This window comes from Paenibacillus sp. FSL R5-0517 (assembly GCF_037974355.1).
In the GTDB taxonomy this organism is placed as follows: Bacteria; Bacillota; Bacilli; order Paenibacillales; family Paenibacillaceae; genus Paenibacillus.
This window is the reverse complement of record NZ_CP150235.1, coordinates 5,637,481-5,654,119: the sequence shown is the minus strand read 5'-3', so window position 1 is coordinate 5,654,119 and position 16,639 is coordinate 5,637,481. Positions and strand designations below refer to the sequence as shown.

The following is a 16,639-nucleotide window of genomic DNA, read 5'->3' as shown; positions in this document are numbered from 1 at the left end:
AAAGTTTCTATGCCATCAACATGGCTAGGGAGCACTTCAATTGTTTATTCTATATTGAAACATTAAGGGGGCTTGAAGCCATGGAATCCTTGGGAGGACTGCTTCAGCAGCTGAACCCTGCCTTTCGTGAGCAATCGCGGCGGATTGCGGCGGAATTGATGGAAAATCCGTACGTACGCGAATTCCGTGCAGGTCATCCTGAACTGCAAGATGCACAGCTCATGACCGATCTGAGCAAGCTGTTTCAGTACGCCAAAGACTCAAAGAACTGTGCGAATTGTCCGGGACTCGACAACTGTCCTAACGATTTTCAGGGCCACTTTTGCAAACTGGAAGTAGAACATTTTAACGGTAAACCCGAAATTATAGATATAAAAGCACCTTGTTCCAAACATGTCGCCCGGCAAAATGAACATATCATTAAGCAACGCATTCGCAGTTTCTATGTGGATGAGCGTGCGCTAAGTGCTGGATATAACGACGTGGAGATCATGGGCAAGGATCGGATGCGTGCTCCGGCAGTGAATCAGGTGCTTCGTTATATTAGGGAGACCAAGGAGAACGGATTATCTCCGCAAGGACTGTTCCTGGAAGGGACATTCGGGACAGGCAAGACGTTTTTGATGTGTTATCTGCTGCATGAACTGGCGGTGGCAGGCCACACGGGTGTCATTATTTACATGCCTGACTTTGTGGAGGATCTGAAATCCATGATCAGTGAAGGGCAGAAGCTGAAGGAAATGACGGATGTTCTGAAAAGTTGTGATCTGCTCATCTTTGATGATATCGGGGCAGAGAATCTGAACCCTTGGGTTCGGGATCATGTGATGGGGTCTATTCTGAACTATCGGATGAATCGCAAACCAACGTTCTATACGTCCAATTACAATCTGGATGGGCTTGAAAAACATCTTAGCTTCACCAATCGGGACGGCGAGGAAATGAATAAAGGCCAGCGTCTCATGGACCGGATTCGTCCATTCGTGGATGTCATCTCCGTTCGGGGTGAGAATCAGCGCGGCAAACGTTAACCGGTAATTCTTTTGGTCTGATCGGTAAAATGTACTTTTTACATTATAAGTAGTCCCAAAAAAAGCCTGGCTTTCGCATTGTGCGAAAACCGGGCTTTTCTGGTCCTGCGTGAGCCTGAGCAACCTATTCGGTGAGGAATTTGAAGATGACCATACCGAAAAAGATCACTGTCATCAGGCCGGCCATGCCGGCAACACCCGCGATCAGATCAAATAGATCGTTGCGGGGTTCCTCGTTCACATGTTCACGCGGGTCGCTGATCCGCACATTTGCATCCATGTTATTGCCTCCTTATGGGGAATGACAGCTTGGCCTGAAGCGGCTGCAAACCCGGAGTAATTTTAGTATACTTGGAAAAGAAAGCGTTTGTAAAGATTTTGCAGTGGTATGCTACATCCTGTAATTGTGAAGATTTGATGTTGGGAAGATGAACATTGCAGCGTTCAATTCACAAGTTTAATGTACCTGTGTTATACTGGAAGTGTCGTTCACGACGTTACAGGTTAAAATAAAACCGTAAGTATATATAAGGAGGACAATTTCATGGCTATTGTTAACGTATCCGATCAATCCTTCAACGCTGAAGTAGAAGGCGAAGGAACGGTTCTTGTTGATTTCTGGGCGCCTTGGTGTGGTCCTTGTAAAATGCTCGCTCCAATCCTGGAAGAGCTGTCCACAGAAGTTGGCGATGCAGTGAAAATTGCTAAAGTTAACGTGGATGAAAATCCGGAATCTGCTTCCCGCTTTGGCGTAATGAGCATTCCAACGTTGATTTTCTTCAAAGATGGTCAACCGGTAGATAAAGTGGTTGGTCTGAACTCGAAAGATGCGCTCAAAGGAATTATTGAAAAACACCAATAAGTTACAGGCTTAAACATACGCCTCCGGTTTACATACCGGGGGCGTTTTGCGTCGAATACCTTTATATAGGACAATATAAAGTATACTATTTATATAAAATGAAACTGGAAATTTACATGTTAACGGAGACAGCAATGAGCTGTAGAAGCGAAGCGTTCGCCTAAAAGCTTTCTGAAAGAAAGCTGCATCGGAAGCATACGCTATCACCGGATTTTCCCTTTTAAAAAAGGGAATCAAAAAATCAGGGGATAACAGCGATTGGATGGTTGTTCTGTTATCGTAGTGTTCGTGTGAATTATCTTTAGTTTAACTGATATAAAGGTATTAAAATTCTTGTATTACGGCGACCAAAAGATCATTTTGTCATCGGAGTAACTCATGTAAAGTCAGGATTTCAGCTTTTTCGGGAAGGAGGATTCACCGAATTATGGATCAATTCATGAATGATTTGCAGGATCAGGAGAAGGCATTGGAGCAGATTCGCCACAAGCTCGCTTTGCTGCCAGATATGTCAGGTTGTTACCTGATGAAGAACAGTGAAGGCACGATTATCTATGTCGGTAAGGCCAAAGTGCTGAAGAACCGCGTACGCTCTTATTTTATCGGCAGTCATAACGGAAAGACTCAGCGTCTGGTGTCCGAAATCCGTGATTTCGAATATATCGTGACGGGCAGCAATATGGAAGCACTCATTCTGGAGTGTAACCTGATCAAGAAACATATGCCGCGTTATAACGTGTTGCTTAAGGATGACAAGACATTCCCGTATCTTAAAATTACGAATGAAAAGCACCCCCGTCTGGAAGTAACCCGGCGTGTGCTGAAAGATAAAGCCAAATACTTCGGACCTTATCCGAACTCGTATGCGGCACACCAAACGAAAAAATTGCTCGATCGTATGTATCCACTGCGCAAATGTGGTGTAATGCCCAAAGAAGTGTGCCTGTACTATCACATGGGACAATGTCTTGCCCCTTGTGTGAAGGAAGTGGAGAAGGAGCAGTATGACCAGATTTCACAAGAGATTGGTTCATTTCTAAGCGGTGGTCACGAAGAGATCAAGAAGGACTTGCAGCGCAAGATGCAGGAGGCCGCGGAGGATCTTTATTTTGAACGGGCCAAGGAACTGCGCGACCAGGTGATCGCCATCGATGCGATGATGGAAAAACAGAAAATTACGATGGCCGATGCCAGAGACCGGGATGTATTTGGGTTTGCCATTGATAAAGGCTGGATGTGTGTCCAGATTCTATATATGCGTCAGGGTAAAATGATTGAACGTCACGTATCCACTTTCCCGTTTTACGGTGAGGCGTATAGTGACTTCATGTCCTACGTTACGCAATATTACAGTGATAATCCGGCATTGCCACAAGAAATTTTGTTGCCGGAAATGCCCAAAGATATGCCGACCGGTGATGACAGTACGGATACGAGTTCTGATGCTGATGGATCGGTGCCTGCCGCAGTTACGGTAGAGTTTGATCAGGCGCAACAAGCGGAGCAAAGTACCGCTAACCAGCCACTGGTTGCTGAGACCCGTGCAGCTTATGGAAGTTCCGCGGAGTCAGAAGGTGAACAGCCTGACAGTATGCAAGAGGATGCTCTTACAACGGATACAACCGCTTCAACTGAAAAGCTCCCAGCAGGTCTGGAAGACCCGACTCAGGTTGCTGCTGCTTTACAGGAGTGGTTGGAGGTCAAAGTGCTCATCCCGCAACGTGGATTGAAACGCCAGATGATCACCATGGCTGTGGATAACGCACGTGTAGCATTGGAAGAGAAGTTCCGCCTGATTGAGCGAAATGAAGAACGGACATCCAAAGCTGCTGAAGGACTGGGACGTTTTATTGGACTGGATCAGCTTCACCGTATCGAAGCGTTTGATAACTCGAACATCCAGGGTACAAACCCGGTATCTGCCATGATCGTATTTACCGATGGTAAACCGGATAAGAAGGAATATCGGAAATACAAGGTCCGTTCAGTTGAAGGACCGGATGATTATGAAACCATGCGGGAAGTCATTCGTCGCCGTTACGAGCGGGTATTAAAAGAAAACCTGACCCAGCCTGACCTGATTGTGGTCGATGGTGGTAAAGGGCAGATCTCGGCTGCGGTCGATATTTTGGAAAATGAGCTGGGGCTGTTTATTCCGGTATGCGGACTGGTGAAGGATGCGAAGCATAAGACTTCACAGTTGATGATCGGTAATCCACCGGAAGTCATCTCCCTGCCTCGGGATAGTCAGGAATTCTACCTGTTGCAACGGATACAGGAAGAGGTCCACCGTTTTGCGATCTCGTTCCATCGGGAACAGCGTGGCAAGTCGATGGTAACATCACGTTTGGATGCCATTCCGGGGATCGGAGAGAAGCGGCGTAAACTGCTGTTGAAGCATTTTGGCTCTTTGCGCAAAATAAAAGAGGCCAGCGTCGAAGACTTCCGGCCTCTATCTATTGGTGACAAGTTGGCAAATCAGATTATTGCAGCACTTCGGGATGAGGAGTCGTAACATACGGCTTCTCTTTTTGTTTTGGATTGAATTTGTAGACAAGATATCCAACGATGGCCGGGAGTACAATCCAGAAGAGTCCGGCAGCCATATTCAGGGCATCTCCCATAAAGACCAGGCTGAGTCCCATCAGTAAGCTGTCGAAGATCACATGGGCGAATACAACGGCAATGAAGCCGTGACGCAGCATGATCAGACTGAACAGCAATCCAATGACCATCAGCTCAATGGGCCGGGTTATGACCGGGTAGATCGGATATAACGTATGTCCAAGTGCCCAAATGATCGTTGGGATCAGACAGGCAATAAACGTGTTACGCACAATCTTCTGCATCATGCGAATGCCGAACAGTCGATAGACGGCTTCTTCACCGATACCGGCCATCCAGGCCATGATCGGGAAGAGCCAGGCATAGGTCATGTTAAATGTAGATTGATCTGCTGACGTCGTTGACCATGTGCCGATGCTTCGCTCCAGAATGAAAAACAGGATGGATTGAACACCCAACAGAATGAATGCCCACAGGTAACCGGCAAACATACTGTGAAGTACATATTTTCCGTATCCCGGTTCTTTGGCACGAGGCCAAGGATTCAGACCTATTTTACGCCACATGCCGTCACCGGCAACGAGGGACAGATAGATGGTTGCACTCATGACCAGCGTAATACCTGTCTGCAATAACATCAGGAACGCTAACATGAAGCTGGAGAGCCCTTGTGCCTGAAATAGTGGAATCATGTTCAGCGTACCAATAACCGATGCTGCAAAATACACCAGCGAGAGAATGATCCCGCGTTTGAAGGACGTATGTGCTCGGGTCAGAATGCTATAGATGATGGCGAGCACGCCCAGAACAAAGGTCAGGAATGCATAGCCACCATACGTCATCCAATTGGCTTGGCGCGTTTGAGCTTTTACATAGTCGGTATGGGATTCAGGGACCGAGAAGCCAGGATCGAATGATCGTACGGCACCATCTTCAAACGTAAAATTCAGTTCAAGTTTGGAATCTCCAATGACTTTTGCAGGATCTGTATACTTCAGTCCCGCTTCACCATCGCGAGTATCCAGTTGAAGTGTGGGCACTTCATAACCGAATTCGGTCAGAACGCCAGCCGCCAACTGTTCTTTCTCATCCAGTGACATATTGCCTTCGGCAAGTACTTGCGATGTGGTCACTTTCCCGGTGCTCTGCTCCGCCTCAATGGCGGTGTAGAGGGAAGAAGGCAGTTCCCGTTTGAAGCCGACCACTTTTCCTGTTTTCATATGTACGTCAACATGAAGATAACCGCCTCTGTCCTGGTCAGGCAAACGAACGCGGTATACATCGTAAGGATAGCTTGTTTCCCATTTCTGGTTATAGGTATCAAGTTGTTTGGTTTTGGCCATATACCCGTAGATATCGGAATGTGTCTGGTAGGTTACCAAGGGTTTTCCACCATCATTTGGCAAAGTATAGTCATCCACAGAAGCTGCGAATGATCGTGCGGCTTGCGTCGCCTGCTCCTTGCTTATGAAGGACGTGGACGAAATTTCGGTTGTTTGCGATGAGGTAGCAGGAAAGATCTGAAATACAAAAAATAGAATCAGGCCAATCGCCGCAAGCAACCCCAGACGCTTGAAGTTAGCCTTGAGTAGCAAAGGCTGCCCTAAGGGATTCATGTAATGTTGTTCCTCCTTATTTAATAGAGGTTGTTCAAAAAGTTTCTAGCTTCATCCCATCTTCTTGGTACTGAAAACCGTCCTTTTTGAACACGCACTAATATGGATATTAAGTTAACATAGCACAGGCCATACACCGAATGCCAATGATGTAACGAAAACTGGTGTAAATCCTTGAAAATGAATGAAAAGGATCGAAAGAATCTGATTCATTCGTCGTCATATCTGAGTTTTTCCCTTTTTGGCTGAATTCGATGCTATTTACACAAAAACCGTTTTGTCTACAAACGCTGCAGCGCTTATAATTTTGAAGCAAATGTGCAACGATTCGCATGTCTTTCGCCCAACAAGGGAACGAATAGAATATATTCCAACTTCATTATATATGTCGTTTTAATCTGATTCATACATGTTTAACGTTTGGCAACAGCATTTCAGATGAAGAAGGCTCCACGGGCGTGGAGTTATTTTCATTGCAGAAGAGGTGGAAGATACTCAAGTGAAACTGAATGTTCAATGGATGCGATTATCGCCACCCCGTATTCTTGTGTTAGGGTTTGCTGGCATCATTTTGGTAGGCACATTGCTTTTAATGCTTCCGGCATCCAGCCGTAGCGGCGACAGTCTTGCGTTTATTGATGCGCTCTTTACAGCAACTTCGGCCGTTTGTGTCACGGGTTTGGTTGTGGTGGATACTGGAACTCATTTCTCAGTGCTGGGTCAGGTTGTCATTGCAATCCTGATTCAGATTGGCGGACTGGGCTTCATGACGATGTCTACATTGGTTGCCATTGCGTTCAAACGGCGGATTTCGCTTAGAGAACGGCTGATTCTGCAGGAAGCGATGAATCAGAGCACGATGGAGGGCATTGTCCGGCTAATTCGCAAAGTTGTGATCTACTCGCTTATTATCGAAGGCATATGTGGCACGTTGTTTGCGATTCGCTGGTCATTTGACATGCCGGTCGGACAGGCGATCTATTATGGATATTGGCATGCCATCTCTATGTTCAACAATGCCGGATTCGATATGTTCGGTGATTTTCGCAGTTTCACTGGGTTTGTATATGACCCGCTGGTGAATTTTACAGCGATGTTCCTGATTGTCTCTGGCGGTATCGGTTTTGTGGTGTTGTCAGATCTGGTGGATTACCGCAAAACGCGAAAGCTGTCTCTGCACTCCAAAGTTGTCCTGTTAATGACTGGATTGTTGATTGTTTTTGGTGCACTTGTCATTTTCGTATTCGAATTCAGCAATCCGCGGACACTCGGTGGCCTGAACTGGGGTGGCAAAATTCTCGGTTCATTCTTCCAGTCCGTTACGCCGCGAACAGCAGGAGCCAATACGGTAGATATTGCCGGGCTCCGACAGGCAACGCAGTTCTTTATGATCATCCTGATGTTCATTGGGGCATCACCGGGCTCTACCGGAGGCGGGATCAAAACAACGACATTTATGATTATGGCTGGTGCCGTCATCGCGATGATGCGTGGACGTGAAGATATCGTGTTTTTCCGCTATCGTCTCGTACAGGAACGGATTTTCAAGGCACTTACCATTACATTACTGGCGCTCTTGTTCATCATAGCCGTAACAATGGTGCTGAGCACCACAGAAGAAGCCAGTTTTATGATGATCCTATTTGAGACAACTTCAGCCTTTGGCACCGTGGGATTATCGCTCGGACTGACGCTGAAGCTGACCACTCTGGGCAAGCTCCTGATCTGTTTTACGATGTTTGCAGGAAGGCTTGGACCTATTACATTAGCGTATGCACTTGGGCAGAAAAAGGGTAAGGAATTATACAGGTATCCGGAAGGCAAAATGATTATTGGATAAAATTTGGTGAGTTATGAATTTGATTTGGATAAGGGGTTCGTGAAGAACAATGAAAACACAGCAGTTTGCGGTGATTGGGCTTGGGCGTTTTGGCTCCAGTCTGGCACAGGAATTAATGGAACTCGGCTACGAGGTACTCGGTATCGATAAAAATGAAGAAGTCGTCGAAGACATGAGTGAATTGGTCACCCATGCCGTTGTAGCCGATGCGACTGATGAGGAAGTGTTACGCTCTCTGGGTATTCGCAATTTTGATTGTGGTATCGTAGCTATCGGGGATGATATTCAGACGAGCATTCTCACCGCGATCCTGTTAAAAGAACTGGGCGTCAAGACGGTCGTAGCCAAGGCCATATCCGTTCTTCACGGAAGAGCACTGGATAAGCTGGGGATTGATCGTGTGGTTTATCCCGAGCGGGATATGGGTATTCGGGTTGCCCATCAGCTGGTTACCCCGAACTTGCTGGATTACATTGAATTATCCAATGATTACAGTATTGTCGAGATGAAGGTTCCCGCCTGTCTGCACAACAAAACATTATCAACCCTGAATGCACGTGTACGCTTTGGTTGCAGCATTGTGGCGTTACAGAAAGAAGCCGGGGTCATTATTGCTCCGACAGCACTAGACTCGCTTCAGATGGGGGATATCATGGTCATTATTGGTAATAATGCAGATATCGACCGATTTGAAGAAGAAGTTATTAGCCAGGAGAGCTGATAATCATCATGAGTTAAAATGGAAGCCAGACGTTGGAGCCTGGCTCATTCAGATCAAAGCTAAGGCGTCGTAGTCCTCCGTGAGGGCAATGGCGCCTTTGCTGTAAAGAGTGCAACCGTCTCCTTGACCCATTGTCTGGAGGTCTCGCTGAGGCCCTCTTTATCCCCATAGATCATGCAGGTTGTTCTTCGGGTCTGCTGTAATTGTGGCAAATGAACAGAAACAAGATCATTGTCCGCGAGCAATTGTGGACGAAGATATGACTTGGGCAATAGCGCAGCAGCTTTGGCGGAAGGCAGAAGTCGGATGATCGCTTCGAAGGAATCAATCTCCATGCGAATATCCGGCATTACGGCACAGCGCTGAAAAAGGTCGTCCGTTAATTTGCGATACCAGGTACCTTTGGAGAACGTGATCATCGGCAGATCCTGCAAGTGCTCCATCCCGGCTTCCTTACCGGACAGGGGGTGTGTGAGCGGCACAACCAGTTCCAGGTGATCATCAAAGAGCGGCACACAGTTAAGCCCCACTTCACTGATGGAGGAGGCGACAATGCCCACATCGGCTTTTTTGTCACGCACAAACGAGACAATCTCATGTGTTTTTCCCGTCAACAGTTTTAGTTCGGCATTTGGATGTTTCTCCATAAAGGCATTGACGAGAGGTGGCAACGTGGTTTGAAGCGTCGTCAGACTGGCTCCGAGTGTAATGGTGCTCTGTTCTTCGTCTTTATACTGGGCGAGCATGGTGAGGAATTTCTGTTGCTGCTGCTTCTGTTCAACCGCGAAGGTATAGGCGAACTGGCCCACACTGGTTAACTCCAGTCGTTTGCCGCGGCGGTGGAAGAGAGCGACCCCGAGTTCATCCTCCAATTTGGATATTTTGCGTGAGAGTGCGGGTTGGGACAAGTTCAGTAACTTGGATGCACGGTTCAGGCTGGACTGCTCCACAACCGCTGCAAATGCATTTAACTCCTCGAACATGAACAATGACCTCTTTTCCATGAGTGTGATTCTTGCCCTTGATTAATCGTTTTCCATGTTGTATGGCCTGTAAACCCAATGTTTCACTACTTATACCTATAGGTTATAACATTTAATAATTATATTGCAATTCCCTTATAAGAAAAAAAGGAGTAACATGAAGCGTGACACAAGTTGTTCACACCTGGGGAAAACGGAACAATTTGTCGAACCTTTTCATGGAAAAGGATTCGTGTCATGATAAGTAAAATTATTTATGAAAACGTTGTATTTAGCGAAAGGGGATCGACATTTTATGAAAGGGTTTTACTCCAGAAAGCTGCACTCCTTGCTTGGCGTCATTCCGCTCAGTTTGTTTTTTGTTGAGCATTTGGTGACGAACTTCTCGGCAGTTGAAGGCGGCAAAGAAGCTTTTGACGGTGCTGTTGCATTCTTGAACAGTCTGCCACTGGTTATTGTTTTGGAAACGCTCCTTATCTGGTTACCGTTGTTCTATCACGGTGTATACGGTCTGTATATTGCATATCAGGCCAAGCCTAACGTGGGACGTTATGGCAATGAGCGCAACTGGCGTTATACGTTGCAGCGTGTCAGTGGTGTTATTACGTTTGTATTCGTTATCTGGCATGTATGGGAGACGCGGGTGCAGGTTGCGTTGGGTACAGTCACCCACGAACAGCTAGGCGGTGTTATTCACGATATCGTGATGAACCCGGTAACATTTATTCTATATCTGATCAGTGTAGTTGCGGCATCCTACCACTTTGCCAACGGTCTGTGGTCGTTTCTTGTTAGCTGGGGGATTACCGTGGGTCCGCGTGCGCAGCGTGTGTCCTCTTATGTATGCATGAGCTTGTTCGGTATTATCTCCATTATGTTTATTGCTTCCTTGTTCGCTTTCCGGAGCATGGATTTCCAAGCAGTAACTTCAATGGTTGACGTAGTAAAAACAGTTCTAATCTAAGCATTTATCGAGTTAAATGCTGACTTATAAGGGAGTGAACATCAATGGCATCAACGAATGTAATTATTGTGGGCGGCGGTCTCGCGGGCTTGATGGCGGCGATCAAATCGGCTGAAGCCGGAGTCCATGTTCATTTATTTTCACTGGTTCCTGTTAAACGATCCCACTCTGTATGCGCACAAGGCGGCATTAACGGAGCGGTAAATACCAAGGGTGAGGGTGACTCCCCATGGGTACACTTTGACGATACGGTATACGGCGGTGACTTCCTTGCGAACCAACCTCCGGTTAAAGCGATGTGCGAAGCAGCACCTGGCATCATTCACCTGATGGACCGTATGGGCGTAATGTTTAACCGGACACCGGAAGGTTTGCTTGATTTCCGTCGTTTCGGGGGAACGAAGCATCACCGTACCGCATTTGCCGGAGCGACAACAGGACAACAATTGCTCTATGCATTAGACGAACAGGTACGTCGCTGGGAAGCAGCGGGCCTGGTTACGAAATATGAGAACTGGGAGTTCCTGCAGGCGGTTTTGGATGATGAAGGCGTATGTCGCGGGATTGTAGCTCAGGATCTGAAAACGATGAAGGTGCAGACCTTCCCGGCAGAAGCGGTTATTCTGGCGAGTGGTGGTCCGGGTATCATCTTCGGTAAAACGACTAACTCGGTCATTAACACAGGTACAGCGGCAAGTGCCGTGTATCAACAAGGTGTAAATTACGCAAACGGGGAGTTCATTCAGATTCACCCAACAGCCATTCCAGGGGATGACAAGCTGCGTCTCATGTCCGAATCCGCGCGTGGTGAAGGTGGACGGATCTGGACTTACAAAGACGGCAAGCCTTGGTACTTCCTCGAAGAAAAGTATCCTTCCTACGGAAACCTGGTTCCGCGTGATATTGCAACACGTGAGATCTTCAGCGTCTGCGTGGATATGGGGCTGGGCGTGAACGGTGAGAACATGGTTTATCTCGACTTGTCTCATAAAGATCCGAAGGAACTGGACGTTAAACTGGGCGGAATCATTGAGATCTATGAGAAGTTCATGGGCGATGACCCGCGTAAAATCCCAATGAAAATCTTCCCGGCAGTCCATTATTCCATGGGCGGCATGTGGGTAGATTACAACCAAATGACCAACATTCCAGGGCTGTTCGCAGCTGGTGAATGTGAATATCAATACCATGGTGCAAACCGTCTGGGTGCCAACTCATTGGTATCCGCGATCTATGGTGGTATGGTGGCTGGACCAAAAGCGGCTGAATATATCAAAGGACTCAAAAAATCGTCCGCGGATATCCCTTCTTCCGTATTTGAGAAACACACCAAACAACAAAGCGATAAATACGAAGGCATCATGAAAATGCAGGGTACAGAAAATGCCTATGTTATTCATAAAGAGCTTGGCGAGTGGATGACAGCCAACATGACGGTTGTACGCTACAACGACAAGCTTGAAGCCACGATTGGCAAGATCAAGGAATTGAAAGAGCGTTATGGCAAAATCAACATGTACGATAGCTCCGGTTGGAACAATCCGGGTGCAGCGTTTACCCGTCAATTGTGGAACATGATTGAACTGGCAGAAGCAATGACTCTCGGCGCTCTGCTCCGTAACGAAAGCCGCGGCGCGCATTACAAACCGGAATTCACGGAACGTAATGACGAAGAGTTCCTGAAAACGACCATCGCAAGCTGGTCGAAGGAAGGCCCGAAAATCTCGTACGAGCCAGTAGACGTATCCCTGATCCCACCACGTATCCGGGATTACTCCAAGGATTAAATATCACGGATTTATTTATAAGGTTAAATAGTAAGCACCTGAACGGAGAGGCAGGAGAACTTTGGAGAAGCAGAGCCTTCTTCAAAGTTACTGCCATCAACGTGAGGGAAATACCCAGAAGAAGCAAGCGCCTAGCAATGCTTCAGCACTTCAATACTGCCCATCCAGCATGAATGGAGTGCAGTTTCCAGCAAAGTGACTCAGTGCACGACGTAGCGGAGGAAGCGGAAATGCCCAGAAGAAGCGAAGCGCTCGCCTTTATCCCCGGATTTTAACCCTGTGAAGGGTTGATCAAAAAAATCCGGGGATAACAGCGATCAGAGGGGCATTCCGCTGACGAAGCGTCTCCCGTGCACCAAACCAGTAACTTTGCGCATCAGCAATACAATCATCGTCACCAGAGGAGGGGACAACGATATGGCGGAACAAGCTACAGCCAACAAAACCGTCAAGTTTATCATCACCCGTCAAGACAGCCCGGAGTCATCTTCGTACAACGAAGAATTTGAGCTACCGTACCGTCCCAACATGAATGTGATCAGCGCCCTGATGGAGATTCAGCGTAATCCGGTCAATACAGATGGCAAATCCATTGCTCCTGTATGCTGGGATTCCAACTGTCTCGAAGAAGTCTGTGGTGCCTGCTCCATGGTTATCAACGGCAAGCCACGTCAAGCATGTGCAGCCCTGATCGACAAGCTCGAACAGCCTGTTCGTATCGAACCGATGAAGACCTTCCCGGTGGTTCGTGACCTGGTCATTGACCGTAGCCGGATGTTTGGCGCCCTGAAACGCGTAAAAGCATGGATTCCAATCGATGGTACCTATGACCTCGGTCCAGGTCCACGGATGCCTGAGAAGAAGCGTCAGTGGGCATACGAGCTGTCCAAATGCATGACATGTGGTGTATGTCTTGAGGCATGCCCGAACGTCAATGAGAAAACAGACTTTATCGGTCCAGCAGCACTGTCCCAAGTGCGCCTGTTCAATGCTCACCCAACAGGGGAGATGAACGCCGACGATCGTCTGGAAGCGTTGATGGAAGACGGAGGCATTGAGGGCTGTGGTAACTCACAGAACTGCGTGCAATCCTGTCCAAAAGGCATTCCATTGACAACCTCCATTGCGGAAATGAACAAACAAACAACCAAGCATATGTTCAAACGCTGGTTGGGTGTATAATCTCGTCATAACAGGTGCAGAAGTGTAATCTGCAACATAGTAGAAGTCGTGATCCCGTGCAGCAACATGCCGGAGATCCCGGCTTCTTTTTGTGCTGAAGCAGAGGAACCGGGCTACCCATGAAGAATATGATATACTAAGGGGATGGATATGGAGCGTAGAAGGAGGGGGAGATATGGCAGAGACACCGCGTCAGGGTAGCAAAAACTCGCCGTCCCAGCGCTCGTACAAGGCACCGGGTTCAGAAGAGTCTGTGTTTCCTGGAGAGGAAAAGGATCATGATCCCTCTCGCCGAAGTTTCTTATTGCGCATGATTTTGATGACGGCGGGTGCGAGCTTGCTCACCGGGGGTTATGCCTGGCTTTGGGAGCCACGTCGTCTGGAAATCAAGCAAGTGGAACTGAAACTTCCGAAGTTCCCAAAGGCGTTTGACGGATTGCGTGTAGTTCAGTTCAGTGATGCCCATCTTGGTTTTCATACCGGAGTGAAAGAGATGAGAAAGCTGGCGGCAACGATTGAGGAGCAGCAACCGGACTTGATTTGTTTTACCGGAGACATAGTCGAGAGGGAATCAGAGCCGATGCGTGAATGTATTCCGTTACTCGCCTCCATGCAAGCCAAGTATGGCAAATTTGCTGTTTTGGGGAATCATGATTATCGGGGCGGACAGCAGAATGAAGTGGCTGCCATGTTCCATGAAGCAGGGTTCAAGTTGTTAAGGAACGAACATGTGGTGATTGAACAAGGGGGCGAACGTCTGGCCATAGCTGGTTTGGATGACGCACTTACAGGCAGGCCTGATCCTGCCCAAGCCATCAAGGGATTGAATCAAGATTTGTGGAAATTGCTGCTTATGCATGAACCGGATTATGCCGACATTGCCACGCCCTATGGTTTCGGATTGCAGCTTTCCGGTCATAGCCATGGTGGACAGGTACGATTTCCATGGGTAGGGGCACTGACAACTCCCCGAGGTTCACACAAGTATGTTCAGGGGCTGTATTACACGAATGTCCAGGGGGTATATTACTCCACTCAGACACAGATGCCCGTGTATGTGAATCGTGGTTTTGGCATGACCCAACTGCCCATTCGTTTTTTGTGCAGACCGGAATTAACAGTTTTTGAGCTTAAAGGATTAACCACATAAAAGGAATATGAGATCATATTAGTTCAACTAAACTTTTTACATGAGAACAGAGAGTACAGAAATAACGTGAAGAAGCGAACTGTTCGCCTAAAAGCTTTCTGAAAGAAAGCTACATCGGAAGCATACGCTATCTCCGTATTTTCCCTTTGAAGTAGGGAATAAAAAAATCTGGGGATAACAGCGATCGGAAGGTTATTCTGTCATCGGAGTGGCAAGTGTAAACGTACAACAGTGAACGATTCAACATGAATGGAGGTTATCCAGATGGAACGAATTGCGATTGTATCCGACATTCATGGCAACATGACTGCCTGGGAAGCAGTGCTGGAAGATATCAAAAGTCGCGGCGTAAAGCGAATCTTTTGTCTTGGTGACCTCGTGGGCAAGGGACCAGAACCGGTGCAGGTTGTGGATGGGATTAGAGCGGCGTGTGAAATTGTCATCCGCGGTAACTGGGATGAACTGGTTGCGGTTAACCAGGACAACGAGAACTTTACGTGGCAAGCAGAACGGTTGGGTGAGGAACGATTGGCGTATTTGGCGAGCCTGCCCTTCAGTCATCAATTTCAACTGAGCGGTCGCACCATCCGTTTGGTCCACGCATCACCTCAAAGTGTGTACCATCGTGTGCAGCCTTGGGACGCAATGGAAAAGAGATTGGCGATGTTTGATTCTCCGACTGATGAGTCTGTGCAAGGTGTTGCAGATGTTGTAGGTTATGGGGATGTGCATAATGCATATTTGCAGTATATGAATGGAAAATTACTGTTTAATGCAGGCAGTGTCGGTAATCCGCTAGATCTTCCCCAGGCTTCCTACTGTATTCTGGAGGGTGAAGAGAGCAACGATAGCAATACCCCGTTCAATGTTCAATTTGTGCGGGTACCTTATGATATTGAGCGAGAAGTACAGATTGCGCAGTCCGCGAATGTTCCGGCACTGGATTTCTATATCCGTGAGATTCGTACGGGCATCTACCGCGGGTTGCAGGAGTAGTCAACACCTGGGCTCTTTAGCGTTAGGAATTGAATGATGCAATATGTTAATACTATAATGCGAATACTAAAGTTCGTGGACTCGTTTATATGATATTACGCCGGATCACCTTCAGAGCATGCTTGTCTTACCGGACTCAAGCCCGTTAGGCAAAAGGAGCGATTGTCATGCTTACCCGAAAAATGCTGGTTCAAGGTCTGCCGGCTTTGTGGACAGAGCGTCTTGTCCTGCGAGCATTGCGTCAAAGTGATTACAGCACATTATCGGAACTTTTTTCCGATCCTCAAGTCATACGATATGTGAATCGGGGAAGCCAGCCCACACCGATCAGGGCGAGACGGTTATTGAACCAGATACGAAGCAGCAGTGCCAAGCTGGATTCGTTACATTATGGGATCTGCTGGAGAGGTAAGGAACAGGTCATTGGGATTACCTCTTTCCAGCACTGGAATGATCAGAATGGTACCGCACAGATTGGTTATATCCTGAACAGGTCCTGTTGGGGCAGAGGTGTGGCTACCGAGGCGGTACAACGGCTGCTGCAGTTTGGATTTGACGATCTTCATCTGTGGAGGGTGGAGGCACGTTGTTATGAGGCCAATGTTTCGTCACAACGGGTGCTAAGCAAAATAGGAATGACTTACGAACGGAGTCTTCCCTCATTTGGACTGCATGATGAGGATGACGAAGGATCAGAATCTCTGATGGATGTTAAAGTGTATAGCATGTATCGGGAACAATACGTACGCCCGCTTCAGGAGAAAGACTTGCACACACTGGTATCTGACAAGCCGCAATAACATAGAGTAAGAGTAGTAAAACGTGAAAGAATCGAACTTCAATCATTTGTTACACAATTGAAATATAGCTGCAATTGAACTCTAACAGACAGGGGGTAAACTTATCTCATGACCCCCTTTTTGATAATAGATAATGCTGTTG

Annotated in this window: 14 protein-coding genes; 11 read left to right on the top strand and 3 right to left on the bottom strand. The window is 47.4% G+C overall.

Annotated elements, in window-relative coordinates; genetic code table 11:
• Positions 1–80 precede the first annotated feature (80 nt).
• Complete coding sequence (gene dnaI, locus MKX40_RS25235) at positions 81–1,031, top strand: primosomal protein DnaI (protein ID WP_253440604.1); 951 nt, start codon at positions 81–83, stop codon at positions 1,029–1,031.
• 124 nt (positions 1,032–1,155) lie between these two features.
• Here the strand turns inward: dnaI and MKX40_RS25230 are convergent, their stop codons facing one another.
• Positions 1,156–1,311: a hypothetical protein gene (locus MKX40_RS25230; protein ID WP_017692450.1), complete on the bottom strand. Its 156-nt coding sequence runs from the start codon at positions 1,309–1,311 to the stop codon at positions 1,156–1,158.
• A gap of 264 nt (positions 1,312–1,575) precedes the next feature.
• Here MKX40_RS25230 and trxA point away from each other — a divergent pair, with 264 nt between their 5' ends.
• Both trxA and uvrC read left to right on the top strand, forming a co-directional pair.
• Positions 1,576–1,893 (top strand): thioredoxin, encoded by a 318-nt coding sequence (gene trxA / locus MKX40_RS25225; protein ID WP_036605788.1) that lies wholly within the window; start codon positions 1,576–1,578, stop codon positions 1,891–1,893.
• A 427-nt stretch (positions 1,894–2,320) separates the two neighbouring features.
• Complete coding sequence (gene uvrC, locus MKX40_RS25220) at positions 2,321–4,408, top strand: excinuclease ABC subunit UvrC (RefSeq protein WP_339237441.1); 2,088 nt, start codon at positions 2,321–2,323, stop codon at positions 4,406–4,408.
• On the opposite strand, the gene MKX40_RS25215 is transcribed toward uvrC, so the two are convergent.
• Complete coding sequence (locus tag MKX40_RS25215; RefSeq protein WP_339237439.1) at positions 4,377–6,074, bottom strand: type II CAAX endopeptidase family protein; 1,698 nt, start codon at positions 6,072–6,074, stop codon at positions 4,377–4,379. The two genes, uvrC and MKX40_RS25215, sit on opposite strands and share 32 nt — an antisense overlap.
• Before the next feature lie 499 nt (positions 6,075–6,573).
• Between MKX40_RS25215 and MKX40_RS25210 the strand changes: the two genes are divergently transcribed.
• Both MKX40_RS25210 and MKX40_RS25205 read left to right on the top strand, forming a co-directional pair.
• Positions 6,574–7,914 carry a TrkH family potassium uptake protein gene (locus MKX40_RS25210; protein ID WP_339237436.1) on the top strand — a complete coding sequence of 447 codons (1,341 nt, stop codon included), beginning with the start codon at positions 6,574–6,576 and terminating at the stop codon, positions 7,912–7,914.
• Between the two features lie 49 nt (positions 7,915–7,963).
• Entirely contained in the window at positions 7,964–8,635 is a 672-nt protein-coding gene (locus MKX40_RS25205) for a TrkA family potassium uptake protein (protein WP_091020848.1), read from the top strand.
• 59 nt (positions 8,636–8,694) lie between these two features.
• Here MKX40_RS25205 and MKX40_RS25200 read toward each other — a convergent pair whose 3' ends face one another.
• Positions 8,695–9,618, bottom strand: a complete 924-nt coding sequence (locus tag MKX40_RS25200) for a LysR family transcriptional regulator (protein WP_339237432.1) — start codon at positions 9,616–9,618, stop codon at positions 8,695–8,697.
• Between the two features lie 295 nt (positions 9,619–9,913).
• Between MKX40_RS25200 and MKX40_RS25195 the strand changes: the two genes are divergently transcribed.
• From MKX40_RS25195 to MKX40_RS25170, 6 genes are all read left to right on the top strand, one after another.
• Positions 9,914–10,582: a succinate dehydrogenase cytochrome b558 subunit gene (locus MKX40_RS25195; RefSeq protein WP_315937826.1), complete on the top strand. Its 669-nt coding sequence runs from the start codon at positions 9,914–9,916 to the stop codon at positions 10,580–10,582.
• 44 nt (positions 10,583–10,626) lie between these two features.
• Positions 10,627–12,369, top strand: coding sequence for a succinate dehydrogenase flavoprotein subunit (gene sdhA / locus MKX40_RS25190; RefSeq protein WP_253440597.1), 1,743 nt, complete (start codon positions 10,627–10,629; stop codon positions 12,367–12,369).
• Positions 12,370–12,786: 417 nt separating this feature from the next.
• Entirely contained in the window at positions 12,787–13,551 is a 765-nt protein-coding gene (sdhB, locus tag MKX40_RS25185; protein ID WP_339237426.1) for a succinate dehydrogenase iron-sulfur subunit, read from the top strand.
• Between the two features lie 175 nt (positions 13,552–13,726).
• The gene (locus MKX40_RS25180; RefSeq protein ID WP_339237423.1) at positions 13,727–14,701 is read left to right on the top strand and encodes a metallophosphoesterase; all 975 of its coding nucleotides are present in this window, start codon (positions 13,727–13,729) and stop codon (positions 14,699–14,701) included.
• 264 nt (positions 14,702–14,965) lie between these two features.
• Entirely contained in the window at positions 14,966–15,697 is a 732-nt protein-coding gene (locus MKX40_RS25175) for a metallophosphoesterase family protein (protein ID WP_339237421.1), read from the top strand.
• 167 nt (positions 15,698–15,864) lie between these two features.
• Entirely contained in the window at positions 15,865–16,497 is a 633-nt protein-coding gene (locus MKX40_RS25170; protein WP_339237419.1) for a GNAT family N-acetyltransferase, read from the top strand.
• Positions 16,498–16,639 lie beyond the last annotated feature (142 nt).

Coding starts and splice junctions, on each gene's coding strand:
- MKX40_RS25215 (WP_339237439.1), bottom strand. CDS start 6,074: ATGAATCCCTTAGGGCAGCCTTTGCTACTCAAGGCTAACTTCAAGCGT.
- MKX40_RS25195 (WP_315937826.1), top strand. CDS start 9,914: ATGAAAGGGTTTTACTCCAGAAAGCTGCACTCCTTGCTTGGCGTCATT.
- uvrC (WP_339237441.1), top strand. CDS start 2,321: ATGGATCAATTCATGAATGATTTGCAGGATCAGGAGAAGGCATTGGAG.
- sdhA (WP_253440597.1), top strand. CDS start 10,627: ATGGCATCAACGAATGTAATTATTGTGGGCGGCGGTCTCGCGGGCTTG.
- sdhB (WP_339237426.1), top strand. CDS start 12,787: ATGGCGGAACAAGCTACAGCCAACAAAACCGTCAAGTTTATCATCACC.
- MKX40_RS25180 (WP_339237423.1), top strand. CDS start 13,727: ATGGCAGAGACACCGCGTCAGGGTAGCAAAAACTCGCCGTCCCAGCGC.
- MKX40_RS25170 (WP_339237419.1), top strand. CDS start 15,865: ATGCTTACCCGAAAAATGCTGGTTCAAGGTCTGCCGGCTTTGTGGACA.
- MKX40_RS25175 (WP_339237421.1), top strand. CDS start 14,966: ATGGAACGAATTGCGATTGTATCCGACATTCATGGCAACATGACTGCC.
- dnaI (WP_253440604.1), top strand. CDS start 81: ATGGAATCCTTGGGAGGACTGCTTCAGCAGCTGAACCCTGCCTTTCGT.
- MKX40_RS25200 (WP_339237432.1), bottom strand. CDS start 9,618: ATGTTCGAGGAGTTAAATGCATTTGCAGCGGTTGTGGAGCAGTCCAGC.
- MKX40_RS25230 (WP_017692450.1), bottom strand. CDS start 1,311: ATGGATGCAAATGTGCGGATCAGCGACCCGCGTGAACATGTGAACGAG.
- MKX40_RS25205 (WP_091020848.1), top strand. CDS start 7,964: ATGAAAACACAGCAGTTTGCGGTGATTGGGCTTGGGCGTTTTGGCTCC.
- trxA (WP_036605788.1), top strand. CDS start 1,576: ATGGCTATTGTTAACGTATCCGATCAATCCTTCAACGCTGAAGTAGAA.